The organism is Micromonospora sp. NBC_00860 (genome assembly GCF_045207375.1).
Classification (GTDB): domain Bacteria; phylum Actinomycetota; class Actinomycetes; order Mycobacteriales; family Micromonosporaceae; genus Micromonospora; species Micromonospora vinacea.
On sequence record NZ_CP108825.1, the window covers coordinates 5688773 to 5714712 of the forward strand.

Genomic DNA, 25940 nt, shown 5'->3' on the forward strand with positions numbered 1-25940 from the left:
CGGTGGGGCCGGTGGCGGAGACGCTGCCGGCCCCACTGTCGTATGTGCAATCAGCTTGATCGAAAAATGTCGTTGTATACGTTCGCGTCCCGGGACGCGCTGGTCAGCGCGGCTGATGAACCGGCGGGGTGTGACGGTGAAAAGCATTCCCAACAAAATCTTGCAACAAATCGACGCGGGGTTCTTCCCACCCGTCCCGCCAGTAACTATGTTCACCAATGGTCCCACTAGTGGGATCGATCTCCCACCGGCCCGTACCCCCGTTGGGCCGGTTCCCTCACACCGGAGGTACCACGTGCGCAAAGTCGCAGTGGGTCTGCTCGGGCTCTCACTGACGGCGACAGGCCTGGCTTTCGGCCCGTCCGCCTCGGCGGCGCCTCAGCCCAAACTGCCGGCCGCAGCACCGGCCGCTGCCGAACCACAGGCGCTGAAGGACGAACTCCCCGACAAGCTCGAGGAGAAGCGCCGCGCACTGCGTGAGCAGGGGCTCAGCGACGTGCTGAGCGGTCGCAGCAAGCCGATCGAGCGCAACGGAAGCACTGTTGTCAAGGTCGGCGAGACGAGCGGGTCGGGCTTCAGCACCCGCAGCACCGCTGGCGCCAAGAAGACCAAGGACCAGTACGTCGAGCTCAAGCGTGAGCGGACCGACAAGATCTTCGTGATCCTGGCCGAGTTCGGCGACGAGCGGCACCCGTCCTACCCGGACAAGGACCTGAACCCGGACATCGCCGGGCCGTCGACGTTCGAGGGGCCGCTGCACAACAAGATCCCCGAGCCCAACCGGGCCGTGGACAACTCCACCATCTGGCAGCCGGACTTCAGCCCGGAGCACTTCCGCCAGATCTACTTCGGCACCAACCCCGGCGACGAGTCGCTCAAGCAGTACTACGAGGCCCAGTCCTCGGGTCGCTACACCGTCGACGGTGAGGTGACCGACTGGGTCAAGGTCAAGTACAACGAGGCCCGTTACGGTCGCTCCGACGACCCGATCCCGGACCCGGAGCCCGGCCAGCCGGTCGACCCGCGCGACGACCGGGCCGTCTGCGCCGACAGCGTCTGCCCGAACACCTGGAACCTGATCGCCGACGCCGCCAACCAGTGGGTCGCCGACCAGAAGGCCAAGGGTCGGACGGACGCGCAGATCGCCACCGAGATGAAGTCCTTCGACCAGTGGGACCGTTTCGACTTCGACGGTGACGGCGACTTCAACGAGTCGGACGGCTACATCGACCACTTCCAGATCGTCCACTCCGGCGGCGACCAGGCCGACGGTGACCCGCAGCAGGGTGAGGACGCGATCTGGAGCCACCGCTGGTCGGCGTTCAACAGCTCGCCCGTCGGCCCGCCGAACTTCCCGATCGGCGGCACCCAGATCGGCAACACCGGCGTCTGGATCCGCGACTACACGATCCAGCCGGAAAACGGCGGCCGCAGCGTCTTCTACCACGAGTACGGCCACGACCTGGGCCTGCCGGACGACTACGGCCCGGCGGACAACAACAACGAGCACTGGACCCTGATGGCCCAGAGCCGGCTCGGCGCCAAGAACGACGCCGGCATCGGCGACCGGGGCGGCGACCTCGGCGCGTGGAACAAGCTCCAGCTCGGTTGGCTCGACTACGAGGTGATCGTGGCGGGGCAGAAGCGCTCGCTGGAGCTCGGCCCGCAGGAGTACAACTCCGACAAGGCGCAGGCCGCCGTGGTGGTGCTGCCGCAGCGGGAGTACACCTTCAACTACGGCGCGCCGTTCGAGGGCGCCAAGCAGTACTTCTCCGGTAACGAGGACGACCTCGACAGCAAGATGACGAGGACGTTCGACCTCACCGGCAAGTCCGCGGCGGCGTTGTCGCTCAAGGGCAAGTACAGCATCGAGGCCGGTTACGACTACCTCTACTTCGAGGCGTCGACGGACGGCGGCAAGACCTGGACCGACCTGGACGGCACCGTCAACGGCACGCCGATCGGCGTCGACGGCGCGGGTCGTCCGGCCCTCGCCGGCACCAGCAAGGGCGCCTGGGCGGACATCAACATCCCGCTGACCTCGGTCGCCGGCAAGGTGGCGCAGGTTCGCCTGCACTACGTCACCGACGGTGGGGTCTCCGAGGGCGGCTTCTTCGGTGACGCGATCACCGTGACCGCCGACGGCCAGACGGTGTTCAGCGACGGCGCCGAGACCGACGCCGGCTGGGCCCTGGAGAAGTTCCAGGTGGTCGGGGCGACCTACACCCGGCTGTTCGACAACTTCTACATCGCCGGCAACCGGTCGTACGTCTCGTACGACAAGTACCTGAAGACCGGCCCGTACTTCTTCGGCTACGCGAACACCCGCCCGGACTGGGTGGACCACTACGCGTACCAGGAGGGCCTGCTCATCTCGTACTGGAACACCCGCTTCTCCGACAACAACACCGCCCCGGCGTCGGAGTCCAACCCGGGCGGTCACCCGGGCGAGGGTCGCAACCTGTACATCGACGCGCACCCGCGCCCGATCTACAACCTGACCGGTGCTCCGTGGCGGGCCCGCGTCCAGGTGTACGACGCACCGTTCAGCCTGAACAAGGCGGACTCGTTCACCCTGCACCTCAACAGCCAGCCGCAGTACATCCGTGGCCAGGCCGCTGAGCCGCTGTTCGACGACACCAAGAAGTACTTCTACGAGGAGCTGCCGAACCACGGCGTCAAGCTCCCCGCAGCCGGTGTCAAGATCAAGGTTGTGGAGCAGGACGGCACCTCGATGAAGATCCGGGTCAGCTGACCACTGATCCCGCATCAACAAGCGACGCCCGGGCAGGTCACCTGCCCGGGCGTCGCCCTTTGTCGCACCCGGTGCCCCTGGTCGCGGTCCGGGGCAACCCGGGGCTTTCCCCTGTTCAACACGACCACCAGGGTCGCCTACGGCAACCGGGTCCTAGGCTGTCTGCCATGACCGACCAGCGCGGCGGGGCCGTCGACGAGTCCTGTGTCCTCACCGAGGGGCCGTGGACGCACCGTTTCGTCGGCGCCAACGGCAGCCGGTTCCACGTGGTCGAGGCCGGCACCGGGCCGATGGTGCTGTTCCTGCACGGCTTCCCGGAGCACTGGTGGGCCTGGCACCAGATGCTGCCGGCGGTCGCCGACGCCGGCTTCCGGGCGGTCGCCGTCGACCTGCGCGGCTACGGCGCCAGCGACAAACCACCCCGGGGGTACGACGGCTACACCCTCGCCGCCGACGTCGCCGGGCTGATCCGCGCGCTCGGTGAACGATCCGCGACGATCGTCGGCAGCGGCCTCGGCGGCATGGTGGCCTGGACGGTGGCCTCGTTCCACCCGTCCCTGGTCCGCCGGCTCGTGGTGCTGGGGGCACCGCACCCGCTGCGACTGCGCGCCGCCATCTTCGCCGACCCGCGCGGGCAGTTCACCGCCTCCACCCCGGCGTTGAAGTTCCAGCTCCCCCGCTACGAGCACGTGCTGACCCGCGACGGCGCGGCGGCCGTCGGCGAGATCATGCGCCGCTGGAGCGGCCCACGGTGGGTGGCCGGGCCGGACTTCGAGGCGTACGCCGAGCGGTGCCGGGAGGCGATGCGCATCCCGCAGGCCGCGTTCTGCGCGCTGGAGGGTTACCGCTGGGCGTTCCGCTCACTGCTGCGGTTGCACGGCTACCGGTTCGTCCGCCTGATGCAGAAGCCACTGTCCACCCCGACCCTGCAACTGCACGGCGCGCTGGACACCGCCTCCCTGCCGCGTACCGCGCTGGGCTCCGGCCGGTACGTCGTCGCCCCGTACGAGTGGCGGCTGCTCGACGGGGTGGGGCACTTCCCGCACCTGGAGGCACCGGAACTGGTGCTCGGCGAGATCCTGCGGTGGGCGAAGACCTGACCGGTCAGACCCGCTGCTCCCGCAGGTCGGTAACCTCGGCAGCGGGCGCCCAGCCCTGGTAGACACCGAAGTCGAAGACCTCCAGCCGCATCGCCTCGGCCACCGGCCAGCGACCGCCCGTGTATTCCACCCGCAGCCAGGCGTCGTGCTCGCCGAGCACGATGAACGGCTGCCCCTTCCAGGTGCAGGTGGTCCGCACGTACGCCAGGTCCTCGATCTCGCTCGCCGGGAGCACCCGGACGTAGCGGCCCGCCCGGATCTCCTCGAAGCCCTCGCCCGGCTCGGGCTGGTAGAGGCGGATGTCGTCGCCGTCCGGGCTGGCCTGGTATTCCCGACCCCGCCACCGGGCCACGTAACCGTCGCGCATCACGCCTCCCCGACCCGTCGCCAGGTGACAGTGTCGGTGTCCAGTTCCGCGACCACCCGCTCGGTGCCGTCCGCGCCGATGCGCCAGAGTTGGGCGCCGTGCGGCAGCCGGGCGCTGTCCACCTTGAACTCCGCGACCACGTCGCTGCTCTCGCCCGGGGCGAAGCCGTTGCCCCGGAACGGCGGGCGTTCGATGACCCAGCCCTCCATGGCCCGCATCGCCGGCTCGTTCTGACCGCCGTACGGGATGCGGTAGAGGCTCGGCCGGTGCGCCGGCCACCGCAGCACGTAGATCTCCTCGGCGCCCGGGGCGAACGGTGAGCCCGGGTAGCTGAGGCCCAGTGCTTCGTGCAGCTGGGCCGGTGTGGTCAGGTGGGACAGCTCACCGGCCCGGTGCACGAACCCGGACACCCGGTCGTAGCCACGATCCAGGTAGTACGCGAGCTGGCTGGGCGCGACCGCCTTCTGCATGACGGTCGGCCGGGTCGGGTCGACGGCCGCGGGGGCGTACCGGGGACGGGCGGCGGGTTCGGTCACGGCTGGCGCTTCCACCTGGTCCACTTCCAGGTCGTCGCCGAGCCCCACCTCCGCGGCCCAGTTGGCCAACGCGACGATCTGCTCGCCGGGCAACTTGGCACCGACCGGGGTGCCCGGGTTGACGGCGAACGACCAGTCCTCGTCGGGCCAGCGCCGGATCAGTTGGGCGAACTTCACCCGGACCGTGTCGACGTCGCCCTCGACGTGGTCGGCGAGGCGCTCCGCCGAGGTGTAGACCACCACGTACGTCTCGCCGTCGAGCTGCCCGGTCCGCCAGACGAAGCCGGGGTCTCCCGGGCGGCTTCCCGGCACCGACTCCGGTGCCGCCGGCAGCAGCACCCGGGCCAGCAACAGGGTGGACAGGAAGGTGTCGGTGCTGCCGGAGCCGGCGGCGTTGAGCAGGTCCTCCTCGACCGTGTTGGCCGGGTCGAACTCGACAGCCGTCGGCTCGTCAGCCGGCGGCTGTGGACCGTCACCCGCGATCACGCTCTCGCCGCTGCCGTCACTGCCGGCCCGGTCCGTACCGGTCGACGAACCACTGTCGGCGAGCGGGGCGTCGACCGGATCGTCGGCCCGCATTCCGCTCACACCGGCATGGCCGGCCTCGGTCGGACCGGAGGGGTGCGGAGTGTACGGGCTCGGGGCAGGCGGACCGGGGCTGAACGACACCGGCCCGGACGGCCTGGGACCGGGAGACGACGGGCTGAACAGGCCCGGACCGGAGGGTGCCGAGCCGAACGGCGGCGGGGCGGCCTCGGCGGGGCTGGGCCGGCGGGGCGCCTCGACCGGCGCACTGCTCTCGACGGGGTCGGTGAGGTCGCGGGACTCGATGATGGTGCCCTCGATGACGATGGGCGTGAAGCCGCGGCGCGGCGCGGGTGGCCCGGAGACCGGTTCCGCGACGGATACCGGCAGATCCTCCGCCGGCACGAACCGGCCCGGACGGTCCCGGGGGATCGCCTGCGTCTCCTCCGCCGACGGACCGGGCCGCCCAGGTGCACCGGCCAGCGGCGGCTCACCGGTCATCCGGAACGCGCGGGTGGGCTCCTCGGCCAGCGGGTTGTGTCGGCGCGGAGGCAGCGGCTGGGTGACCTCCTCGCCGGATGGTGGTGCGCCCACCCCACGGGACGCGCCGAGGTCGCCCTCCGGCCGTCGTATCGCCTGGGTGGCTGCCGGGTCCGTCGCCATCGGAAAGGCCCGCGTCGCCGTCTCGTCGCCCGGCGCATCGGCTGGGCGGCGGCGAGGGAAGGGCTGGCTGCCTCGTCCGAACCGGGTCGGCGGGGCCGCCCGGTCACCGGGACGACCCCCGTTCGGGGCCGGGTCGCGGGCCGGGCTGGGGTCGAAGAAGGAGCGCCGAGGTGCGGCCTGGGGGCCACCGTTGCCGTTACCCGGGGCGGAGCCGTCGGTGTCGCCCGGCCGGGTCGCCGCCGGCCACCCCAGGCTGGGCCCGGGCTGGTCGGTGGTGGGGCCGGCGGTCGCCAGCGGGGTGAACCGGGACGGCCGGCCGGTGCGGGGCAGGGCTTCGGTGCGGGGCAGGGCTTCGGTGCCCGGCGTGGGCCGGGGTGCCTCGGTCGGGTGCCGCTGACCGGCGGCTGGCAGGCCCTCGTCGCCGGACCGGCGCGGCGGTTCAGCGGGGACGGGCGGCCGGGGCGCTGGGCCCGGCGCCGGCGGGGCACCCACCCGGGGGGCACCGCTCCGGCTGGGCCTGCGGGGTGCGAGCGGAGCAGTCTCGGGCGCGGACGGGGCCGCCCCCGTCGCCGGGGGCGGTCCAGCGGCTGGCGCGGAGTCCCGGGCTGGCATGCCGGGCCGGGTCCGGGCCAACGTCTCGGCCCGCTCCAGGCGAGCGCGGGCACCCATGGCACGGCCGGGCAGTCGCACGTCGCCCCGCGACAGCTGCGACACGAACCAGGCCGGTAGGTAACCCTCGACCGGCAGGCCCGGATTGACGGCGAGCCACCACTCGTGGTTGGGCCAACTGGCCGCGAGATCGGCGAAGGGGATGCGTCGGTTGCTGCCGGCGTGATCGCCGAGGCAGGCGCGCAGGGCGGCGGCGGAGGTGAAGGCCAGGACGTGGGTCCGACCGCCGGTGGTCCAGGTGCCCCATCCGGCGGGTGGCTGGCCCGGCTGTGTCGGCGCGGAGACCGGCAGCAGCACATCGGTGCGGGACAGGAGCCGGAAGTAGAGCTCCTGGTCGTTGGCGCGCAGCGCGTCGCGCAGCGCCACCTCGGCCTCCGTGGCCGGCTCCCATTCGGTCACGGCCACCTCCCCTTCCGAGAACAGGCCACAGGTATCGCGTACAACCTACAAGGTGGTACCAAGATCACAATGGCTGGCCGGGGGCGGCCTGCCAGGGCGCGGATGAGGGGATAACATCCCGTTCCGGAGCCGACACGATACGGAGGGTGTCGATGTCCCGATCGATCACGCGCCCGGTCCTGGCAGGTCTGGCCGCCAGTCTGTTGACCGTACCGGCCCTCCCGAACGTCGCCGCCACCGCCGGGCTCCGGGCGGCACCGGCCTGCGCGACTCCGCTCGCCCCGGTGCGGCCGGTCGCGGCCACACCCTGGCCACAGCAACGGTACGACCCGGCGCGGCTCGCGCCGCTGGCCACCGGCGTCGGGGTGACCGTCGCGGTGGTCGACTCCGGGGTGGACCGGGTGCACCCGCAGTTGGCTGGCCGGGTGCTGCCCGGCGCCGACCTGCTCGACCCCGGCGGGGACGGTGGTCGGGACTGCGCCGGGCATGGCACCGGTGTGGCGAGCATCATCGCGGCGGCACCCCGCCCCGACGTCGCCTTCCGCGGCCTGGCGCCAGGTGTCCGAATTTTGCCGGTGCGGGTGAGTGAGCAGCAGGTGGTGCAGGGGCGGGAGTCGGGGCGTACGGTCAGCGCCGACGAGTTCGCCCGGGCCATCCGATGGGCCGTCGACCATGACGCCGACGTGGTGAACCTGTCCGTGGTGCTGTACGCGGACGACCCGGACGTCCGTTCGGCAGTGCGGTACGCGGTCGAGCGGGACGTGGTGCTGGTGGCCGCCGCCGGCAACCTGCACGACAGCGGAGACCCCAGGCCGTTCCCCGCTGGCTACGACGGGGTGCTCGGCGTGGGCGCGATCGGGGCGGACGGCGGGCGGGCGACGTTCTCGCAGACCGGCCCGTACGTCGACCTGGTCGCGCCGGGCAGTGCGGTGCTGACCGCCGCACCCGGTGCCGGCCACCATCGGGTCGAAGGCACCAGTTACGCGGCACCCTTCGTGGCCGCCACCGCCGCGTTGCTGCGCGAGTACCGGCCGGAGCTGACCGCCGCCCAGGTGGCGGAGCGCATCATCGCCACCGCCGATCCAGCGCCGGGCGCGGGCCACGGCGGCGGGTACGGCGCCGGGGTGTTGAACCCCTACCGGGCGGTCACCGAGACCAGCGGCGGCCGTACGGCCGCTGCCCGGCCGGTCGCCGCGCTCGCCGACGATCGGGCCGACCCGGCGCAGCTCGCCCGCCAGGCCCGTCGGGCCGCCGCGCGGGACCGAGCCCTGCTGGTCGGCGCGGTGGCCGGCCTGACGGCGGTCACCGTGGTGCTGCTCGCCCTGGTGCTGCCCCGGGGCGCGCGTCGGCGTTGGCGCCCGGCCGGCCCGGCCTGAACCCGCCCGCGCACCACCTGAGCCCGCCCGCGCGCCACCTGAGCCCGCCCGCGCGCGGCCCTGACCTCCGGCTGGCTGCGGGCGGGGCGCTGACCCGGACACGGTCAGCGCTCCCGGCCCACATCGCTCACTGGAACAGCCCGGTGTTCTTCTTCTCGGTGTCCAGGTAGTCGGTGGCGGAGTCGTTCACCGCCAACCTGATGTCACGCAGCATGCCCTGTAGGTCCTGCGAGGCCGAGCGCCACTTCGCCTGCCGCTGCTCGTAGGCCTGCCGCGCCTCGCCCGTCCAGCTCGCCACCAGCGGGGCGGCGTCGCGTTCGAGTTGGCCGAGTTGCGCGTCGAGGGTGTTCAACGCCTTCTGAATGTCAGCGCCGGCCTGTTGCAGCGCGGCGAAGTTGACGACCAGCACACCATGGTCCATCGGATTCCCTCCCCAGCGGGATCAGAGCGGCAGCTGAATGCCGCCGCGGTTGGTGCCGGCCACCCGGCTGGACACCTCGTCGTCGGACACGTCGTACTGCCTACCGGCGGTGCGGATCGCACCGGCGGTCTCCCGCAGCGCGCGGTGCAACGCCGCTTGGTCCTGTGACCACTGCTGCTTGACCTGCTCGAACGAGCGGCCACCAGCGCCACGCCAGGCCTGCTGCAACACCTCCAGCTCGGCCAACAGGCCGGTCAGCATGGACTGCAACGACTGGTCCACCTGCTCGAACTTCGCGGCGGTCTGCTGCATCACCGCTGCTTCTGCCTTGGTTTGGGACATCCGGACGTCACCTCGTCTCTCGGATCGCACCTGGCCGTCGACGCGCCCACAGTGGGCGACGCGTCGTCGCTTGGCCCGGTCGTCGAGCACTGAGACACGGGTCAGCGAAGGACTTCGTGGCTGACGGTAGCGACCTCGTAGCCGTTCTGCTACCCCGCTGGCTTCCCCTGTGGACAACCGGGGCGGCCATCGGTCGCTTACGATGTGCCGCAGCCACGTCGCGGCGCGTGACGGGCCGCCGGAGGGCGGCCGGCCGCCCGACCCGGTCCCACTGGTCGAGGAGGCACGGTGCCGGCGATCACCACCGGAGGGCCGCACCCACCGGCCCCGGTCGGGTCCGGGGCAGACGCCTCCCCACTGGCGATCGGGGCGGGCCGACCCACCGACAGCGGTCCGGGGTCGACCGACCAGCGCACCCCCCGTCGCCGGTCGCCGGTGGACCGCTGGGTCGCGCTCGGCCGTCGCCTGGGCGCCGGTGCGCGAGCCGGTCAACTGGTCACCGCGCAGGTCGCGGCGGCGCTCGTCCTCGTCGCCCTGGGCCGACCCGCACCGGTCGTCGCGGTGGCCGTGCTGGTGGCAGTGCTGCTGCTGGCGGCCGCCTGGGTGCCGGTTCGGGGGCGGTGGCTCTTCGAGTGGTTGGGCACCGCCACCGCCCATCTGACCCGCCGGCGGGTGCTGACCGGGCCGGCCGGAGCGGCCGAGCTGCTCGACCTTGTCGCTCCGGGCACTGTCGTCCGCTCGACGGAGCTGACCAGCGGGCCGGCGGCCGTCCTGGAGGACACCACCGGCATGGTCGCGCTCCTGGAGCTCGGCGACCCCGGTGACCTGCTGGGCGACGCGTCCCAGGCGATCCCCGCCCCGGCCGCGTTGCTCTCCCCGGCCGGGCCGGACCAGCCCCCGCTGCTGATCCAACTGCTGCTCGCCGGTGCGCCGGCACCGGTACCGAGCGCCGGAGGCACTGTCGGCACGTCGTACCGGCAGCTCACCGACGGGCGGCTCGCCGGGCGAGAACGGGCCGTGGTGGCGGTCCGGGTGCTGCGGGTGAACGGCTGGTCCGAGGAGGATCTGCGCCGGGTGCTCGCCGGCACGGTCCGTCGGATCGTCCGCCGGCTCGGCCCGTTGGCCGCGCGGCCACTCGGGGTGCCCGCGGCGCTGCGCGTCCTGGGCGAGCTGGCCCACCACCACGGAGAACCGGTCCGGGAGTCCTGGCCGGCGATCCGGTCCGGCACCCTGGTCCAGGCCACCTTCCGACTGACCCGCTGGCCCGACGCGGGCGCTGCGGCCGGACGCCGGCTGGTGCCCCGCCTGCTCGCGCTGCCGGCGACGGCCACGACGGTGTCGATCTGCTCAGGTCCGTCACCGACGATGTCCACGTCGTCGGGTCCGCTGGCGACGAGCGGAGCGCCGACCGAGCTGACCGTACGCCTGGCCGCCGCGACGGCAACCGAGTTGGCGGCGGCCACCGAGGCGCTGACCCGCCTGGTGACCGACCTGGGTGGAAAGCTACGCCGACTGGACGGCGCCCACCTGAGCGGGCTGGCCGCCACGCTGCCGTTGGCGTTGACGGCACCCGGGGCCCAGGCCCGTCCACCGGCGCCGGGGGCGCAGCCCGGCCCGGCGGTGACCGACTGGGAGCTGTCGCTGGGTGACGCGGGCATGATGGTCGGCACCAACCGGCACGGCCGAGCCGTCACCGTGCGACTGTTCCGGCCGGAGAGCACCCGTGTGCTGCTGGTCGGCGGGGTGCGCGCAGCCCAACTGGTGGCCCTGCGCGCGCTGGCGCTCGGTGCCCTGGTGGTGGTGCAGACCGCCCGGCCGCGCGCCTGGGAGCCGTTCATCCGGGGGGTTGGCGCGCCGGGTGGCACGATCCCGCTGCTTCCGCCGGGTCGGGCGGTCGCCGACGGGGTGGGCACCGCGCTGCGTCCGTTGCTGCTGATCGTCGACGCCGGGCCGGTGGCGGCCGAGGCCGCGCCGGGCCCGCCGTGGCGGGACACACTGGTGGTACGCGACGAGCTGACCCCGGCCGATGTGGACGCGTTGAGCCGCGCCGACCTGGCGTTGCTCCAACCGCTGACCTCCGCCGAGGCAACCCTGGCCGGAGCCGCGCTGGGGCTGGGCGGCTCGGCCGAGTGGCTGACCCGGATCCGGGAGGACATGGTGGCCGTGGTCAACCGGCGGGCGCTGCGCTGGGCACTGCTCTCCCCCACACCGATCGAGGCGCAACTGATCGGGCCGCCGACGCGCGGCTGATCCACCGGGATGGTCAGCTGGTGGGTTACGTCGGTGCGGTGTCCGTGGCACGATCCCCGCCATGGGTTTTCTGAAAGGTCTGCTGATTCGGCTGGCCAGCACAGCTCTGGCTTTCTGGCTGGCCACGCTCCTCATCCCGGGCATCTCCCTGGATTCGAACTCCGCCACCGAGACGGTGACCACGCTGCTCCTGGTGGCGGTGATCTTCGGCGTGGTCAACGCGGTTCTCCAGCCGATCATCAAGACCGTCGGTTGTGGCTTCTACCTGCTGACCCTGGGTCTCATCGCCCTGGTGGTGAACGGGCTGCTGTTCCTGCTCACCAGCTGGATCGCCGACCAGGCCGGGCTGCCGTTCTCGGTGGACGGTTTCTGGCCGGCAGCCGTGCTCGGTGCCCTCTTCGTGAGCATCGTGACCTGGATCCTCGGCGCCGTCCTCGACCGGGACTGACCGCCGACCGGCAAGCACCGACCCGGTCCGTCCGGGGCTCCGACCTCGGCCGGGGCCCCGGCGGGCCGATGACCAGACTTCGGGAATGTGGCAGCCTGACCGCCCATCTCGGCGGTTAGCGTCGCGTCATGTTCACGCTGACCTATTCCGATGGCCACCTGCTCACCACCGATCCGGCGCGGATCGACCTGGACCTGGTGCACCACTGGTTGTCCACCGACGCGTACTGGGCGCTCGGACGAGACCGGGAGACCACCGAGCGGGCCTTCGCCGGCTCACTGCCCTTCGGCGTCTACCGGCCGGAGGACGGCCGCCAGGTCGCGGTGGCCCGGGTCGTCACTGACAGTGCCACCTTCGCCTGGCTCTGCGACGTGTACGTCGACCGCGCCGCCCGGGGGCGCGGGCTGGGCGGGTGGCTGGCCGGCGCGGTCCGCGACCACCTGGACGAGCTGGGCGTACGCCGGATCCTGCTCTGCACCAACGACGCCCACCAGGTGTACGCGGGGGTGGGCTTCACCCCGCTGGACGCGCCGCAACGCTGGATGCAGCTGGACCGGCGACCCCCGGTGACCCCCATCACCGGAAAGGAACAAAGCAGCACTACGCCCCTTACGGTGGAAGCGTGACGCCACTCCGTCTGGGATACCTCTACGGCCTCGGCGCGTACCTGCTCTGGGGTTTCTTTCCGCTCTACCTGAAGCTGCTGCGACCCGCCGGCCCGCTGGAGATCCTGGCCCACCGGATCGTCTGGTCGGTGGTCTTCGTGGCCCTGCTGCTGGCGGCGCTGCGCAACGTCGGCTTCCTGCGGGCGCTGCTGCGCCGCCCCTGGGCGGTGGCGGGGATCGTCGCCGCCGCCGCGCTGATCGCTGTCAACTGGGGCACCTACATCTACGGGGTCAACTCCGACCGGGTGGTGGAGACCGCGCTCGGCTACTTCATCAACCCGCTGGTAGTGGTGCTGCTCGGGGTGACGGTGCTGCGGGAGCGGCTGCGCCCGGCGCAGTGGGTGGCGCTGGGGATCGGCGCGTCGGCTGTCGCGGTGCTCACCGTGGACTACGGCCGGCTGCCGTGGCTGGCGTTGACGCTGGCGTTCAGTTTCGCCGGCTACGGCCTGGTCAAGAAGCGGCTCGGGTTGCCGGCGGCGGAGGGGCTCTTCGTCGAGTCGGCGGTGCTGGCGTTGCCGGCTCTGGGTTACCTGGCCTGGCTGATGGCGAAGGCCGACCTGACCTTCGGGCACGTCTCGGCCGGGCACACCGCGCTACTGGTGCTGGCAGGGGCGGCCACGGCGATTCCGCTGCTGCTGTTCGCCGGGGCGGCCAACCGACTGCCGCTGAGCAGCCTCGGCATGATCCAGTACCTGGCGCCGATCCTCCAGCTCGGCTGCGGGGTGCTGATCTTCCACGAGCCGATGCCGCCGGCCCGGCTGGCCGGTTTCGCGCTGGTCTGGCTGGCCCTGATCGTCTTCACCGCCGACGCCGTCCGAACCTCCCGCCGCACCCGCCAGTCCCGCCGCACCCCACCCCCGCCTGCGGTCGATCATGGAGTTGTGGTGCCCGCCCAGCACTAGTTCGGGCGATTTGCCACCCACCACAACTCCTTGATCGACGCGAATGGGCGGGGCGGGGCCGGCGGGTGGGTGGGTGGGTTAGGGGACGGCGTAGGTGAGGAGGGGGGTGCCGTCGGCTTTTTGCAGCTCCACGCTGACCAGCTCGGCGTCGGTGAACCTGGTGGCGCCGGTGAAGCTGAGGTCGTCGCCGGGAGCGGCCAGCCAGGAACCGATCTGCTCGCTGGCGCCGTTCGGACCGCGTGCCACCAGCCGGAACGGGTACGCCTTGCCGTAGCTCGTCCGCGCGTCGTACCCGCAGCGCATGGTCACCTGGGTGCCCCACTTGGTGCCGGTGAGCCCGAGGTCGGCGTGCACCGGCCCGGCGGCGGCCACCGGCCGCATGGCGACCATCGACACCTGCTGGGTCGGTGTGCCCTGCGCGCCGGGCGGCCCGGAAGGGTCGACAGGTCGGGGCAGCGCCACGGCGGTGCCCACGCCGACCAGCAGCGCCAGCCCGGCGGCGGCCAGTGTGGTCAGTGCGTACCGTCGCCGGTCCGCGGCGCGTTCCCGGCGCCGGCGCTGGCGGGCCTCGTCGAGCAGCGCGGGCACCCGGGGCGGGGCCGGCGGCGGCAGGATCTGCTCCAACCCCGCCGGGTCGAGGCGCCCGAGCAACCCGGGCAGGACGGCGATCTCGGCGACCGCCTCCCGGCACGAGGCGCAGCCGCCGAGGTGCCGCTCGTAGGCCGCCCGCTCGGCCGGGGCCAGGGCACCCAGCACGTACGCGCCGTCGTCGTACGCGAACTCGCACCGGGTCATCCCGTCACCCCCATTTCGGCCAGGACCAACCGTAGAGACCGCAGCGCGTAGTGGGTGCGGGATTTCACGGTCCCTGGCGGTACGCCCAGGCGGGACGCCGCCTCGGCCACCGACCGCCCCTGGTAGAAGCACTCGACAAGCACTTCCCGGTGGGTCGGGCTGAGCCGGTTCAGGGCCTCGGCGACGGTCCACGCCTCCACCGCCCGTTCGGCCTCGTCGATCGCCTCGGGCGGTTCGGGCAGATCGTCGGTGAACACCTCGCCGACCCGGGTGGATCGCCGCCGCCAGGCGTCGATGGCCAGGTTGCGGGCGGTGGTGAACAGCCAGGACCGCACCGATCCGCGCGTCGGGTCGAGTGACTCCGGATGTCGCCAGGCCCGCAGCAGCGTCTCCTGCACCAGGTCCTCGGCCCGCTGCCGGTCCCCGTTGACCAGCCGCAGGGCATGGGCGTACAGCGCCTCCGCGTGCTCGTCGTGCAGCGCGCGCAGCAGTTGGGCGTCGTGGTCGCTGATGGCGGTCTCCTCGCTTCCGGCGCGCGTCCGGCGGTGCGTCCGCTCGGGAATACGTGCGGTCACGCCGATCGGTTCAGACCGAGGTCAGACCGGTTGCCCGGTGGTTGCCACCCACGAAGGTGTTCATGCCCGGTTCACATCGTGGCCGACGAGCGCTCACCACGTCCTCCTAGCGTCCGGCTGGTACGCCGCCTGTCGTGTCACCGACTTCTCTGGAGGCCTCTCCCATGAGCGACCGTCCCCGGCTGCTCCCCCTGTTGAACGGCACCCGCCATGGCACCCGCGACGCCATGACCTGCCTGTACCGGTGTGGAAACGCGTGTGACCACCCGGTGCCGAACACCTCCGACAACGCGTACTTCGGTGACGTGGTGAACGCCGAGGTGTCGCGGCGTGGCGTGGTCCGGGCCGGCGCGGTCGGCGCGCTGGTGCTCGGCTTCGGCGGCGCGGCGGCCGGTGCGCTCGCCGGTGCGGCCCCGGCCATGGCGGCCCCGACCACCCCGGACGTTCCGGAGGCCTTCGGTTTCGGCCGTCCCAGCACCGGGGTGGGCAGCGGCGCGCTGACCTTCAAGCCGATCCCGCCGAACAAGCTGGACACCCTTGTCGTGCCGAACGGCTACGACCACGCCGTGGTGATCAAGTGGGGTGACCCGGTGCTGCCGGGCGCGCCGGAGTTCAACCTGCACCACCAGACCGCCGCCGCGCAGTCCAAGCAGTTCGGCTACAACAACGACTTCGTGGGCGTGCTGCCGCTGGACAAGCAGGGCAGGCGGGCGCTGCTCGTGGTGAACCACGAGTACACGAACGAGGACCTGATGTTCCCGGGCTTCCCCGGCCTGGACGGGCTCTCCGTGGAGCAGCTGCGCACCGCCATGGCCGCGCACGGCATGTCAGTGGTGGAGCTGGAGCGGGTCGCCGGCACCGGGCAGTGGAAGCCGGTCGACAAGGGTCCGCGGCCGTACAACCGGCGGGTCACCGCGCTGAGCACCAAGTTCGACCTGACCGGCCCGGCCGCCGGCTCGGCCTGGCTGAAGACCGCCGCCGACCCCAAGGGCCGCACTGTCGTCGGCACGCTGAACAACTGTGCCGGTGGCGTGACCCCGTGGGGCACTGTGCTCTCCGGTGAGGAGAACTTCAACCAGTACTTCGTCGGCGCCGACGCCGCCCCGGCCGAACTGAAGCCGAAGCTGGACCGTTACGGCATCAGCACCGCCAGCCGCTACCCCAGCGGCAGCCGCAAGTGGGAGCGCGCCGACGAGCGCTTCGACCTGGCGAAGCACCCCAACGAGGCACACCGGTTCGGCTGGGTCGTCGAGATCGACCCGTTCGACCCGGAGAGCCGCCCGCGCAAGCACACCGCGATGGGCCGGTTCAAGCACGAGGGCGCCAACGTGATCGTCGCCAAGGACGGCCACGTGGTCGCTTACATGGGCGACGACGAGCGGTTCGACTACCTCTACAAGTTCGTCTCGGACAAGAAGTTCATGAAGGGCAACTCCTGGGCTGCCCGCAAGCACAACCTGACCCTGCTGGAGTCCGGCACGCTCTACGTGGCGAAGCTCGACCAGACCAGCGCCGCCGAGATCGACGGCTCGGGCAAGCTCCCCACCGACGGCGCGTTCAACGGCCGTGGTCGCTGGATCAAGCTGGTCAGCGGCAACCGGTCGTTCGTCGACGGGATGACCGCCGCGGACGTGCTCACCTTCACCCGGCTCGCCGGTGACAAGGTCGGCGCGACCAAGATGGACCGCCCCGAGGACGTCGAGCCGAGCCTGCTCACCGGCAAGGTGTACGTGGCGCTGACCAACAACACCAACCGCGGCGTGGGCAGCAACCCGAAGGCGGACGAGGCCAACCCGCGCACCGCCAACAAGCACGGGCAGATCCTGGAGCTGGTCGAGGACCGCAACGACAACGCCTCGGAGACCTTCGCCTGGTCGCTGCCGATCGTCTGCGGCGACCCGACCGACCCGTCGACCTTCTTCGCCGGGTACGACAAGTCCAAGGTCTCCCCGATCTCCTGCCCGGACAACGTCGCCTTCGACGCCACCGGCAACCTCTGGATCTCCACCGACGGCAACGCGCTGGGCAGCAACGACGGCCTGTTCGCCACCGCCGTGGAGGGTCCGGAGCGGGGTCACCTCAAGCAGTTCCTGACCGTGCCGCTCGGCGCGGAGACCTGCGGCCCGTTCATCACCGGCGACAACCGCTCGGTCTTCGTCGCGGTGCAGCACCCGGGCGAGATCACCGGGGCCTCGGTGGAGAACCCGGCCTCGAACTGGCCGGACGGTGACTACGCCAAGCCGGGCGTGGTGGTCACCTGGCGCCTCGACGGCGGCCCGGTGGGCAGCTGACGTCGTACCCGCTGCCGAGAGGCCGCTGACGTTGCTCTGGCGGTCCGGCGCTGGACCGCCCCGAGAGGCCCTCTCCCAGCCTGGGAGAGGGCCTCTCGGCGGTCAGTTGTCGGAGGCGATGCCGTCGGCCACGCTGCGGGCCACTGTGAGCAGCTTGGCGCGTACCACCCGGGCGGAGGTCATCATCTCGCTGGCCGGCAACGCGCAGGCCAGCACGACGCGGCGTTCCATGTCCTTGTCCGGTGCGACGAGCACCGCGGCGCAGGCCACCCCCTGCCGGAACTGCCCCATCTCCAACTGCATGCCGCGCCGGTCACCGGCGGCCAGGTCGGCCTCGAAACTCTCGGTGGTGGTCAGCGTGGCGGTGGTGAACGGGCGCATGCCGTATTCGCGCAGATAGCGGTAGCGCTGGTCGGTAGTGAGGGTGGCGAGCAGCGACTTGCCGAGCGCTGTCGCGTGCGCCCCTTCGTCGAAGCCGGGGACCAGGTCCTCCAGGTAGGGAGAGCGGTGCCCCTCGGCGACCGCGGTGAGCGCCACCTGACCGCCGACGAACCGACCGAGGTAGTGGCTGTAGCCGGTGTCCAGTGCGGCCCGCCGCAGGGTCTCACCGACCGCTGGCGGGCCCCGGAACGCCGTCACCAGTTCCCGGTACCGGTCGGCCACCTCCAACCCCACGATGTACGTGCCGTCCTCGCGACGGATCACGTAGCCCTCGTAGGCGAGGGTGCGAACCAGGTGGTAGGTGGTGGCCACGGTCAGCTCGCAGCGCCGGGCGATCTGCTTGACGGTCAGGCCCTTCGGGGCGCGACCGACCGACTCCAGCACCCGTAGCGCTCGGGACACGCTGCGAATCAGGTCCGAAGGTTCTGCCAAGGGGTCGCGCACAACCACCTCCGCCGCCGGGGACTTACACCATATGAAAAACAGGCCCGGTGCGAAATGCCTGTTCGGGTCGAGGATGCCAGATCACCATCCACAGCTAGTGCCCCGCCGGTCACCAGGAGTGCTCTGAGCGGGCCTCACGTAGGTTTGCCCAACGATGACCGACACCTCCAACACCCCCGATCCGGCGAACGCCCGACCCCACCCGGTCCGGGCCAGCGCCGGCGCAGTCGTCACCACAGTGGCCTGCGTACTCCCCGTCTTCCTGCTCGGCGGTCTCGCCGTGCAGATGGGCACCGACCTCGGCTTCTCGCCGGCCGGTCTGGGCCTGGCCGTCTCCGTCTACTTCGGGGTCAGCGCGCTGGCCTCGGTGCCCTCCGGCCGCCTGGTCGAGCGGTACGGACCGGCGGTGGTCGCCCGCTGCGGCATTCTGCTGGCCGCCGGGTCGATGCTGGCCGTGGCCGCCTTCGCCCGGTCGTACCCGGTGCTGGTCGGCCTGCTGGCGCTCAGCGCCGCCGCGAACGCGCTCGGCCAGTTGGCCAGCAACGCCGCGCTGGCCCAGCACGTGCCGGCCCGGCGGCAGGGGCTGTCGTTCGGTGTCAAGCAGGCCGCCATCCCGGTCTCCACACTGCTGGCCGGGGCGGCCGTGCCCACCATCGCGCTCACCGCCGGCTGGCGCTGGGCGTTCGTGGCCGCCGCCGTGGCCGCGCTGACGACACTGGCCGCCGTACCCCGGCAGTTGCCCGGCCTGGCCCGACGGGCCGGTGCCGCCCGCGCCGGGCGGGCGACGGCGGCGCTGGTGGTGATCGGCGCGGCGGCGACGTTGGCGTCCGGCGCGGCAAACGCGCTGGGCACCTTCCTGGTGGATTCCGCCGCGGCCCGAGGGCTGTCGCCGGGCCTGGCGGGCCTCACCCTGACCCTGGGCAGCGCGGTCTGTGTGGCCGCTCGGGTCGGCGCCGGCTGGTTGGCCGATCGCCGCGAGACCGGCCACGTCGCCCTCATCGCCGCGATGCTGCTCGTCGGCGCGGTCGGATTGGGCCTGCTCGCGCTGACCGGTTCGGTGCCGTTGGTGGTCGGTGTGGTGCTCGGCTTCGGCCTGGGCTGGGCCTGGCCCGGCCTGATGAACTTCGCTGTGGTCCGGCTGCACCCACAGTCACCGGCCGCCGCCACCTCGATCACCCAGACCGGGGTGTACGCGGGCGGCTGTCTCGGCCCGCTGAGCCTGGGCCCGCTCGCCGCCCACCTCGGTTACCCGGCGATGTGGACCATCGCGGCGGTGGCGATGCTGCTCGCCGCCGCCCTCATGCTCGTCGGCAGTCGACTGCTGACCCGCGCTGCCGCCGCAACGGGCCGGGGCGTGGATCAGCTGGTGCGGTCGGCGATGTAGTCGCAGAGCGACTCGAGCGCGCTGCGGGACGGGCCGTGCGGCAGCGGGGCGAGCTGCGCCCGGGCCTCCTCGGCGTAGCTGCGCACTGTCTCCCGGGCACGCTTGAGCGCCGGGCTCTCCCGGAGCAGCCCCAACGCCTCGGCGTGCAGCGCGTCGTCGGTCAACGGGCCGGTCGCCAGGATCTCCCGCAGCCGCACCGACGAGGCGTCGGAGTCGTCCGCCTCGCGGGCGTAGAGCACCGGCAGCGTCGGGACACCCTCGCGCAGGTCGGTGCCGGGGGTCTTGCCCGACTGCACCGACTCGGAGGCGATGTCCAACAGGTCGTCGGAGAGTTGGAAGGCGACGCCGATCGTCTCGCCGTACCCGGCGAGGGCCTCCACGTGCTCCGGGGCGGCACCACCGAACATGCCGCCGAAGCGGGCCGACGTGGCGATCAGTGAGCCGGTCTTCTCGGCGATCACGTGCAGGTAGTGGGCCACCGGGTCGTCGTCGGCGCGCGGCCCCACGGTCTCCGCGATCTGGCCGTGCACCAGCCGGGCGAAGGTGCGCGCCTGCAACCGGACCGCCTCGGGGCCCAGGTCGGCGGCGATGTCCGCCGCGCGGGCGAAGAGGTAGTCACCGACCAGGATGGCGACCGAGTTGGTCCACCGGGAGTTGGCGCTCGGCGCGCCCCGACGGACGGCGGCCTCATCCATCACGTCGTCGTGGTAGAGGGTGGCGAGGTGAGTGAGCTCCATCACCACGGCGGCCGGGACCACCTGCGCGCCGGTCGGGTCACCGAACTGGGCGCCCAGCGCCACCAGCAACGGCCGGAAACGCTTCCCGCCGGCCTCGACGAGGTGCCGGGCAGCCTCGGTGACGAACGGGTCGGCGCTGGCCACGCTGGCCCGCAACTCGACCTCGACCGTGTCCAGAAGACCCAGCACGGACGCCTCGACACGGGGATCGGCGAGGTTGAGGCCAAGCGCGCCGAACTGACTCGTGCTCGCCCGACCCCGTCGACCGCCGGAGCCGGAGGCACCTGAACGCTCGCCCGCCGGATTCACCACGCTATCAACCATGCCACACCCGTTCGACCTGCTCCGGCCCGGGGATACGCACCGGGGGCCGGCACGTGAACACATGCCGACCCCCGGTCATCGAACCTTCGTTTATCGAACGAATTCGGCGGCTCCGGCAGCCAGATCGAGCAGCGGCGCCGGCGCGACGCCCAAAACCAGGGTCGCCAGCACACCGATCGTCAGCGCGGCGGAGGTGAGCCCACCGGGCACGGTGACGGTCGGGGTGGACTCGCCCGGCTCGGAGAGCCACATCATCACCACGACCCGCAGGTACGGGAACGCGAGCACCATGCTGGTCAGCACACCGGCGATCACCAGCCAGGCCTGGCCACCGTCCAGCGCCGGCCCGAAGATGGCGAACTTGCTGGTGAATCCGCTGGTCAGCGGGATACCGGCGAAGGCGAGCAGGATGAACGTGAACAGCGCGGCGAAGAACGGCGACCGCCGGCCCAGCCCGGCCCAGCGGGACAGGTGGGTGGCCTCCCCGTCGTCGTCCCGCACCAGCGTCACCACGGCGAACGCGGCAAGCACCGAGAAGCCGTACGCGACCAGGTAGAACATCGTGCCGGCGAGCCCGTCGCGGCTCGGCGCCAACACACCGACCAGCAGGTAGCCGGCGTTGGCGATCGAGGAGTACGCGAGCAGCCGCTTGATGTCGGTCTGGGTGACCGCGAGCACCGCACCGATCAGCATGGTCAGCACCGCCACCGCGCCGAGGACCGGGGTGAAGTCCCAGTTGGCGTTCGCGAACGCGACCTGGAAGACGCGCAGCAGGGCACCGAACGCGGCGACCTTGGTGCAGGCCGCCATGAACCCGGTGACCGGGGTCGGCGCGCCCTGGTAGACGTCCGGGGTCCAGACGTGGAACGGGGCCGCCGCGGCCTTGAAGAGCAGACCGATGGCGAGCAGCGCCATGCCGGCGAAGAGCAGCACCGGGCTGGCCGGCGACTCGCTCACCGCCGCGTGGATGGTGGCGAAGTCGACGCCGGCCGGGCGGCCCGGGATACCGGCGGTGAAGCCGTAGATCAGGGCCACACCGAACAGGAAGAACGCGGAGGCGTACGCGCCGAGCAGGAAGTACTTCATCGCCGCCTCCTGGCTCAGCAGACGCCGGCGACGGGCCAGCGCGCAGAGCAGGTAGAGCGGCAGGGAGAAGACCTCCAGCGCGATGAACATGGTCAGCAGGTCGTTCGCCGCCACGAAGATCAGCATGCCGCCGATCGCGAACGTGGTCAGCGGGTAGACCTCGGTGAGACCGTTGCGCCCCTCGGCCTGCCGCCGGTCGTCGGCCGACTCGGCGGTCACCGCGGCCTGGGCGACGAACGCCCCGCCCCGCTCGACCGAGCGGTCACCGATCAGCAGCAGCGCCATCGCGGCCAGCACCAGGATCGCGCCCTGGAGGAAGAGCGTCGGCCCGTCGATCGCGAGGGCCTGGCCGGCGGTGATGATCCGCTCGTCGGCGTTGAGGACCACCATGGTCAGTGCCGCGAGCACCGCGAGCAGCGCCAACGTCAACTGCACCACGTGCCGCCAGCGCCGGGGCACCAGGGCCTCGACCAACACACCGAGCAGCGCGGTGCCCAGCATGATCAGGATCGGAGAGATCGCCGAATAGTTGATCGACGGCAGGTTCAGCTCGGTCACGGTGCCGGCCTTTCGTTCGCGACTGCGGGGCTCGCAAGCTCACTCCTCGCGCTCACCGGCCTGCCTCCTGGACGGTGCCCACCGACGGGGCCGGGTCGGTTCTACCGATGTCGTCCATGGTCGCCTGGACGGCGGGGTTGATCACGTCAGTGACCGGCTTCGGGAAGAAGCCGAGCAGCACGATCAGCGCGATCAGGGGGGCGACCACCACCTTCTCGCGCAGGTTGAGGTCCCGGCGCATGCCGTCGACCTCGGTCAGCGCCGGGTTGAGGGTGCCCTGGGTGGTGCGCTGCACCATCCACAGCACGTACGCGGCGGCCAGGATGATGCCGAGCGTGGCGATGACAGCGACCGGCTTGTTCACGGTGAAGGTGCCGATCAGCACCAGGAACTCGGAGATGAACGGCGCCGTACCGGGCAGCGCGAGCGAGGCGAGACCGGCGAAGAAGAGCACCCCGGCGAGCACCGGGACCAGCTTCCCGGCGCCACCGAAGTCGCTGATCAACGACGAGCCGCGCCGGGAGATCAGCATGCCCACCACCAGGAAGAGCAGGCCGGTGGCCAACCCGTGGTTGAGCATGTAGAGCACCGCGCCGGTGCCGGCCTGGGTGGTGAAGGCGAAGATGCCCACCCCGATGAAGCCGAAGTGCGCGATCGAGGTGTACGACACGAGCCGCTTCAGGTCGTTCTGACCGACCGCCAGCAGCGCGGCGTACACGATGCCGATCACACCCAGGGCCAGCGCCCACGGTGCGAACCACTTCGACGCCTCGGGGAACAGCGGCAGGCAGTAGCGCAGGATGCCGAAGGTGCCGACCTTGTCCAGCACGCCGACGAGCAGTGCCGCCGCGCCCGCCGGGGCGGCGCCACCGGCATCGGGCAGCCAGGTGTGGAACGGGAAGAACGGCGCCTTGATGGCGAACGCGAGGAAGAAGCCGAGGAACAGCCACCGCTCGGTGCCGGTGCTGATGTCGACCTGCGAGAGCGCCTGCCAGTCGAAGGTCTTCCCGCCGACCACCCAGAGGCCGATCACCGCGGCCAGCATGAACAGACCGCCGACGAGCGAGTAGAGGAAGAACTTCACCGCCGCGTACTGCCGCTGGTGGCCGCCGTAGCTGCCGATGAGGAAGTACATCGGCACCAGCATGACCTCGAAGAACACGTAGAACAGGAAGACGTCGGCCGCCGCGAAGACGCCGATCATCGTGCACTCGAGGACCAGCAGCAGCGCGAAGTAGACGGGCACCGACCGCTTCGACGACTCGGCGTCGTGCCAGGACGCCAGGATCACCAGCGGCACCAGCACCGCGATCAGCATCAGCATCACCAGCGCGATGCCGTCGGCGGCGAAGGTGAAGCTGACACCCCAGTTCGGGATCCACGAGTACGACTCGCGGAACTGGAACCGGTCACCGCCGGCGTTGAAGCTGACCCACATCACCACCGAGAGCACCAGCACGAGCAGCGACCAGGCGAACGCCACCTGCTTGGCCAGCTCCGGGCGGTGGCGCGGCAGGAAGGCCACCACCAGGGCGCCCACCAGCGGCGCCACGGTGAGCACCGAGAGGAACGGGAAGTTGGACATTATGCGGCCTTACCTCCGTCGTCACTGCGTGGTCCGCCGGCGGGGGCGGCCGGAAAGAGGTCGATCACGCCAACCACCCCGCCTGCACCGCCAGGAACGCCGCCATCACCAGCAGCGCACCGGCCAGGATCGAGGTGGCGTACGAGCGGACAAAGCCGGTCTGCATCCGGCGGAGGCGACCCGAGCCCCCGCCGACCGCTGCGGCGAGCCCGTTGACGAGCCCGTCGATGCCCCGGTTGTCGAGGTACACCAGCGCCCGGGTGAGGAAGATGCCCGGCTTCTCGAAGACCGCCTCGTTGACCGTGTCGGTGTAGAGGTTGCGGCGGGCGGCGGTGACCAGCACCCCGGCCGGCTGCGGCGCGGTGGCCGTACCGGCCCGGAACAGGAACCAGGCGAGCCCGGCGCCGAGCACGGTGACCAGCAGCGACAGCGTGGTGATCACGGCGTGCGAGAGGACCGCCTCGTGCTCGGCGTGCTCGCCGCCCAGCCCGGCGGTCTCCGTCAGCCAGTCCGGAACGGACGTGGCGAGCAGGAAGCCGGCACCGACCGACCCGACCGCCAGGAGGATCAGCGGGATGGTCATCAGCTTCGGCGACTCGTGCGGGTGCTCGATGTCCTCGGTCCACCGCTGCGGGCCGTGGAAGGTGAGCACGAACAGCCGCGTCATGTAGAACGCGGTCAGCCCGGCGCCGAGCAGCGCCGCCCCGCCGAAGAGCCAGGCGGTCCAGTCGTCCCGCTCGAAGGCTGCCACGATGATCGGCTCCTTGGAGAAGAAGCCGGAGAACGGGAACATGCCGATGATGGCCAGCCAGCCCATCATGAAGGTCAACCAGGTGATCTTCATGTACTTGGAAAGCCCACCGAAGCGGCGGATGTCGACCTGGTCCTTCATCCCGTGCATGACCGAACCGGCGCCCAGGAACATGTTGGCCTTGAAGAAGCCGTGCGCCAGCAGGTGCACGATGGCCAGCGCGTACGCCGCGCCGCCGAGGCCCACACCGAGGAACATGTAGCCGATCTGGCTCACCGTCGACCAGGCGAGCACCCGCTTGATGTCGTCCTTGGCCGCACCGATGATGCAGCCGATCAGCAGGGTGAGCGCGCCGACGCTGACCACAACGAGTTGCAGCGTCGAGTTGGCCGAGAAGATCGGGTTGGACCGGGCGATCAGGTAGACGCCCGCGGTGACCATCGTGGCGGCGTGGATGAGCGCCGACACCGGGGTCGGGCCCTCCATCGCGTCCGGCAACCACGCCTGGAGCGGGAACTGACCGGACTTGCCGGCCGCGCCGAGCAGCAGCAACAGGCCGAGGACCAGCACCGTGGTGCCGGTCAGCGCGCTGACACCGTTGAACACCTCGTCGTACTGGGTGGTGCCCAGGGTGGCGAACATGATGAAGATGCCAATGGCCAGGCCGGCGTCGCCGACCCGGTTCATCAGGAACGCCTTCTTGCCGGCGGTGGCCGCGCTCGGCCGCTCGGTCCAGAAGGAGATCAGCAGGTACGACGCCAGACCAACGCCCTCCCAGCCGAAGTACAGCATCACGTAGTTGTTGCCGAGCACCAGCAGCAGCATCGCCGCGACGAACAGGTTGAAGTACGCGAAGAACCGACGACGGCCGGCGTCGTGCGACATGTACTCCACCGCGTACAGGTGGATCAGGAAACCCACCCCGGTGATCAGCAGTACGAAGACCGCGGCCAGCGGGTCGAAGAGCAGGCCGAAGTCGACGCGCAGATCACCGACCGCGATGAAGTCCCAGAGGCTCAGCTCGACCGACTTGTTCTCCAGGCCACGCAGCTGGAAGAAGAAGCTCAGGCCGAGTACGAACGCGGCGCCGATGGCGGCGACGCCCAACCAGTGCCCCCAGCGGTCGGCCCGGCGGCCGAGCAGCAGCAGGATGGCCGCGCTGACCAGCGGGATCGCCACCAGCAGCCAGACGCCCCCAAGCAGCCCCGTGGCCTGGGCGTATTCCACAGTCTCTTCCACCGGTGGACCCCTCTAGTACTTGAGCAGGTTGGCGTCGTCGACACTCGCCGAGCGTCGCGTCCGGAAGATGGACATGATGATCGCGAGCCCGACCACGACCTCGGCCGCCGCCACCACCATCACGAAGAACGCCATGATCTGGCCGTTGAGGTCACCGTTGATCCGGCTGAAGGTGACCAGCGTCAGGTTGGCCGCGTTGAGCATCAGCTCCACGCACATGAACAGCACGATCGCGTTGCGCCGGACGAGCACCCCGGCGGCGCCGATGGTGAACAGCACCGCCGCGAGCACCAGGTAGTAGTCAGGCGTCAT

General features: G+C 71.4%; 20 protein-coding genes and 1 pseudogene. 9 read left to right on the forward strand and 12 right to left on the reverse strand.

The window, feature by feature from the left end:
* Positions 1–310 precede the first annotated feature (310 nt).
* Both OH804_RS26165 and OH804_RS26170 read left to right on the forward strand, forming a co-directional pair.
* Entirely contained in the window at positions 311–2755 is a 2445-nt protein-coding gene (locus OH804_RS26165; protein ID WP_406066675.1) for an immune inhibitor A domain-containing protein, read from the forward strand.
* A gap of 167 nt (positions 2756–2922) precedes the next feature.
* On the forward strand, positions 2923–3855 hold the full coding sequence (locus OH804_RS26170) for an alpha/beta fold hydrolase (RefSeq protein WP_196920678.1): 933 nt from the start codon (positions 2923–2925) through the stop codon (positions 3853–3855).
* Positions 3856–3859: 4 nt separating this feature from the next.
* Here the strand turns inward: OH804_RS26170 and OH804_RS26175 are convergent, their stop codons facing one another.
* Both OH804_RS26175 and OH804_RS26180 read right to left on the reverse strand, forming a co-directional pair.
* Entirely contained in the window at positions 3860–4225 is a 366-nt protein-coding gene (locus OH804_RS26175) for a hypothetical protein (RefSeq protein ID WP_196920677.1), read from the reverse strand.
* Positions 4222–7014, reverse strand: a complete 2793-nt coding sequence (locus OH804_RS26180) for an SseB family protein (protein WP_406060142.1) — start codon at positions 7012–7014, stop codon at positions 4222–4224. The genes OH804_RS26175 and OH804_RS26180 overlap by 4 nt, the downstream gene beginning before the upstream one ends.
* A 152-nt stretch (positions 7015–7166) precedes the next feature.
* Here OH804_RS26180 and mycP point away from each other — a divergent pair, with 152 nt between their 5' ends.
* The gene (gene mycP, locus OH804_RS26185) at positions 7167–8390 is read left to right on the forward strand and encodes a type VII secretion-associated serine protease mycosin (protein ID WP_406060144.1); all 1224 of its coding nucleotides are present in this window, start codon (positions 7167–7169) and stop codon (positions 8388–8390) included.
* 127 nt (positions 8391–8517) lie between these two features.
* Here the strand turns inward: mycP and OH804_RS26190 are convergent, their stop codons facing one another.
* The gene (locus tag OH804_RS26190) at positions 8518–8811 is read right to left on the reverse strand and encodes a WXG100 family type VII secretion target (protein ID WP_091395513.1); all 294 of its coding nucleotides are present in this window, start codon (positions 8809–8811) and stop codon (positions 8518–8520) included.
* Between the two features lie 21 nt (positions 8812–8832).
* Positions 8833–9153: a WXG100 family type VII secretion target gene (locus OH804_RS26195; RefSeq protein WP_030486283.1), complete on the reverse strand. Its 321-nt coding sequence runs from the start codon at positions 9151–9153 to the stop codon at positions 8833–8835.
* A 443-nt stretch (positions 9154–9596) separates the two neighbouring features.
* Between OH804_RS26195 and eccE the strand changes: the two are divergent.
* From eccE to rarD, 4 genes and pseudogenes are all read left to right on the forward strand, one after another.
* Positions 9597–11403: pseudogene (eccE, locus tag OH804_RS26200) on the forward strand (type VII secretion protein EccE).
* A 61-nt stretch (positions 11404–11464) separates the two neighbouring features.
* Positions 11465–11851, forward strand: a complete 387-nt coding sequence (locus tag OH804_RS26205; protein ID WP_091395522.1) for a phage holin family protein — start codon at positions 11465–11467, stop codon at positions 11849–11851.
* 128 nt (positions 11852–11979) lie between these two features.
* A complete protein-coding gene (locus tag OH804_RS26210; RefSeq protein WP_406060147.1) occupies positions 11980–12477 on the forward strand; it encodes a GNAT family N-acetyltransferase in 498 nt (165 codons plus the stop codon).
* Positions 12474–13418 (forward strand): EamA family transporter RarD, encoded by a 945-nt coding sequence (rarD, locus tag OH804_RS26215; protein ID WP_406060149.1) that lies wholly within the window; start codon positions 12474–12476, stop codon positions 13416–13418. Before OH804_RS26210 ends, rarD begins: the two co-directional genes overlap by 4 nt.
* A 78-nt stretch (positions 13419–13496) precedes the next feature.
* Here rarD and OH804_RS26220 read toward each other — a convergent pair whose 3' ends face one another.
* Together OH804_RS26220 and OH804_RS26225 are read right to left on the reverse strand one after the other, a co-directional pair.
* Positions 13497–14213, reverse strand: a complete 717-nt coding sequence (locus tag OH804_RS26220) for an anti-sigma factor family protein (RefSeq protein WP_406060151.1) — start codon at positions 14211–14213, stop codon at positions 13497–13499.
* Entirely contained in the window at positions 14210–14725 is a 516-nt protein-coding gene (locus OH804_RS26225) for a sigma-70 family RNA polymerase sigma factor (protein ID WP_091395533.1), read from the reverse strand. The genes OH804_RS26220 and OH804_RS26225 overlap by 4 nt, the downstream gene beginning before the upstream one ends.
* A 227-nt stretch (positions 14726–14952) precedes the next feature.
* On the opposite strand from OH804_RS26225, the gene OH804_RS26230 reads away from it, so the two are divergent.
* Positions 14953–17079, forward strand: a complete 2127-nt coding sequence (locus OH804_RS26230; RefSeq protein WP_406060153.1) for a PhoX family protein — start codon at positions 14953–14955, stop codon at positions 17077–17079.
* 102 nt (positions 17080–17181) lie between these two features.
* Here the strand turns inward: OH804_RS26230 and OH804_RS26235 are convergent, their stop codons facing one another.
* A complete protein-coding gene (locus tag OH804_RS26235) occupies positions 17182–17964 on the reverse strand; it encodes an IclR family transcriptional regulator (protein WP_124821331.1) in 783 nt (260 codons plus the stop codon).
* Positions 17965–18118: 154 nt separating this feature from the next.
* On the opposite strand from OH804_RS26235, the gene OH804_RS26240 reads away from it, so the two are divergent.
* The gene (locus OH804_RS26240) at positions 18119–19348 is read left to right on the forward strand and encodes an MFS transporter (protein ID WP_406060155.1); all 1230 of its coding nucleotides are present in this window, start codon (positions 18119–18121) and stop codon (positions 19346–19348) included.
* Here the strand turns inward: OH804_RS26240 and OH804_RS26245 are convergent.
* The 5 genes from OH804_RS26245 to nuoK all read right to left on the reverse strand — a co-directional run bounded on the left by OH804_RS26245 (position 19324) and on the right by nuoK (position 25940).
* A complete protein-coding gene (locus tag OH804_RS26245) occupies positions 19324–20409 on the reverse strand; it encodes a polyprenyl synthetase family protein (protein WP_196920669.1) in 1086 nt (361 codons plus the stop codon). The two genes, OH804_RS26240 and OH804_RS26245, sit on opposite strands and share 25 nt — an antisense overlap.
* 90 nt (positions 20410–20499) lie before the next feature.
* Complete coding sequence (nuoN, locus tag OH804_RS26250) at positions 20500–22053, reverse strand: NADH-quinone oxidoreductase subunit NuoN (protein ID WP_196920668.1); 1554 nt, start codon at positions 22051–22053, stop codon at positions 20500–20502.
* 52 nt (positions 22054–22105) lie between these two features.
* Positions 22106–23638 carry an NADH-quinone oxidoreductase subunit M gene (locus OH804_RS26255; protein ID WP_124821335.1) on the reverse strand — a complete coding sequence of 511 codons (1533 nt, stop codon included), beginning with the start codon at positions 23636–23638 and terminating at the stop codon, positions 22106–22108.
* 64 nt (positions 23639–23702) lie between these two features.
* Complete coding sequence (gene nuoL, locus OH804_RS26260) at positions 23703–25628, reverse strand: NADH-quinone oxidoreductase subunit L (protein ID WP_406060158.1); 1926 nt, start codon at positions 25626–25628, stop codon at positions 23703–23705.
* A gap of 12 nt (positions 25629–25640) precedes the next feature.
* Entirely contained in the window at positions 25641–25940 is a 300-nt protein-coding gene (gene nuoK / locus OH804_RS26265) for an NADH-quinone oxidoreductase subunit NuoK (RefSeq protein ID WP_030486270.1), read from the reverse strand.